2 protein-coding genes and 1 pseudogene are annotated in these 1,846 nt (G+C 66.4%); all 3 read right to left on the bottom strand.

What is annotated here, in order from left to right:
• Nucleotides 1–160, bottom strand: a pseudogene (locus Q8M82_RS01130) (IS256 family transposase); the annotation flags it as partial.
• The gene (locus Q8M82_RS01125) at nucleotides 111–479 is read right to left on the bottom strand and encodes a P-loop NTPase family protein (RefSeq protein WP_305689548.1); all 369 of its coding nucleotides are present in this window, start codon (nucleotides 477–479) and stop codon (nucleotides 111–113) included. The pseudogene Q8M82_RS01130 and the gene Q8M82_RS01125, both read right to left, overlap by 50 nt.
• Nucleotides 479–1,777 carry an IS21 family transposase gene (gene istA, locus Q8M82_RS01120; protein ID WP_371126197.1) on the bottom strand — a complete coding sequence of 433 codons (1,299 nt, stop codon included), beginning with the start codon at nucleotides 1,775–1,777 and terminating at the stop codon, nucleotides 479–481. Before istA ends, Q8M82_RS01125 begins: the two co-directional genes overlap by 1 nt.
• Nucleotides 1,778–1,846 lie beyond the last annotated feature (69 nt).

The following is a 1,846-nucleotide window of genomic DNA, read 5'->3' as shown; positions in this document are numbered from 1 at the left end:
CCAGACGCTCCGGGCTCTTCTCGCCAAAGCCGGCGCCGGTTAGGCCGCCGACCTCCAGCTCCATCAGGCGTTGCGCGGCAAAGCCGATCATCTCGCGCAGAAGATCGGCGTCAGGGCTCTTCTCCAGCAGCCCGCGCAGGTACATCATCTCGTCGGTCATCGGGGAACTCGCGGTTCAGGGTTGGCGTTCGCAACCCAAACCTAACCGGCAATCGCCGATGACCACCCTCAGCTACACCACGCGATGGGACACGACCGCCGGTGAGGTCGCGCACGAAGGGGAAGCGCGCCAGGCCGAAGGACATGTCGATCCGGCGCTGGTCGCGGCGCGCGACCTCGCGCTCGCAGAACAGCGTCAGCGCCTCCCGGATCGTGAGTTCGCGGCGGCCGGCCTCGTCGATCAGGCTGTCGAGTTGATCGCGCAGCGCCGTCAGCTTCAACCGGCCGAGCAAGGCGGTCAGGTGATCATGGTCGTTCATCAGAAGCCTCCCCCGACAACCGCCTCATACTCCGCCAGCGGACGCAGCAACGCAGCCGGCGCTGGCGGCGATCTCGGCGGGGCCAGATGAGCCGGCCGCTCGCGCGTTCCCACGAGCCCGGCCAGATGGGCATCATCGACAATCCGGCCATGGCGCCCCTTCAACTCGGCATGGACGGCCACCTCGCGTCCGCCATGGTGGATACGCACGATCTCGTTGCCGACGGTGACCCGGACGCGCTCGCCGATCAGCCGCCACGGCACCGAATAGGCATTGCCGTCGATCGCCACCGCGCAATCGGCGCCGACGCTGCGCATCAGATCGCGATGCGTCGTGAACGGCGGAACGCCCCTCACGGGCTTGAGGGCCCCGGCCTCCTCGCGCAGGAAGCGATCGATCGGTGCCTCGCCGGTCGTGCCATGAACACGCAGATCGGCGATGTCGCGCGTCCAGGCGTCCAGATGCGCCTCCATCGCGGCCCAGCTGGCGAAGCGTCGGCCGGCAATGGCGTTCCTCTTCACATAGCCGACACCACGCTCGTCCTTACCCTTTGTGCGCGCCCGATACGGCGCACAGGCTCTGATGCGAAAACCCCAATGCTTCGCGAAGGCATGCAGCCTGGGATGAAGAACGACCTCCCGGCTCGATGGATCATGGTGCAAAACGAGCGCGCGGGCATTGTCGAGCAGCACTTCGCGCGCAATGCCGCCGAAGGCCTGGAATGTGCTCTCCATCCCGGTAAACCAACTCTCCTGCTTCTCGTGTCCGAAGGCGCGGACATGAAGCCGGCGCGAATAACCCAGCGTCGCGACAAAGAAGAAAACCTTGGTCGCGACACCGGCGATCTCGACGCGACGCTCACCGAAGTCGATCTGCAGCTGCTCGCCGGGCGGCGTCTCGAACCGAACCGTCGCCCGCGCCTCGGCGACCAACTCCCGGCGCAGCGGCGCCACCGTGCGCTCGACCGTGCGCAGGCTGACATGGATGTCCTTCTCCTGCGCCAGTTCCTGGCGGATCACATCGGCGTTCCCGCGGTGGCGCCGGAATCGCTCGGCCAACCAATCCGACAGACCATCCAGCTTCTTCGAGCGCGACGGCGTCACACAAGCTCGCCAATCGCCGTATCTCAGCCAGCGCTTCACCGTGTTCTTCGAGCAGCCAAGCTCGGCCGCGATCCGCTTCGCGCCCCACCCCAACCCCTTCAGACGCACCATCGCCGACACGTCGTCCGGCGTCTTCATCTCGTCCCTCCGCGGCAAACCCAACCGCGGCGAACTCTGAACCTCTTGCTCTTCCATGCCGACCTCCTCTCCAGAGGGGTCAGTTCCTCATGGCGTCAGGGGGGCAGTTTGTCGTGTCGCCTGACA

This window comes from Allobosea sp., assembly GCF_030694325.1.
Classification (GTDB): domain Bacteria; phylum Pseudomonadota; class Alphaproteobacteria; order Rhizobiales; family Beijerinckiaceae; genus Allobosea.
This window is presented reverse-complemented; position numbering and strand designations above follow the sequence as displayed.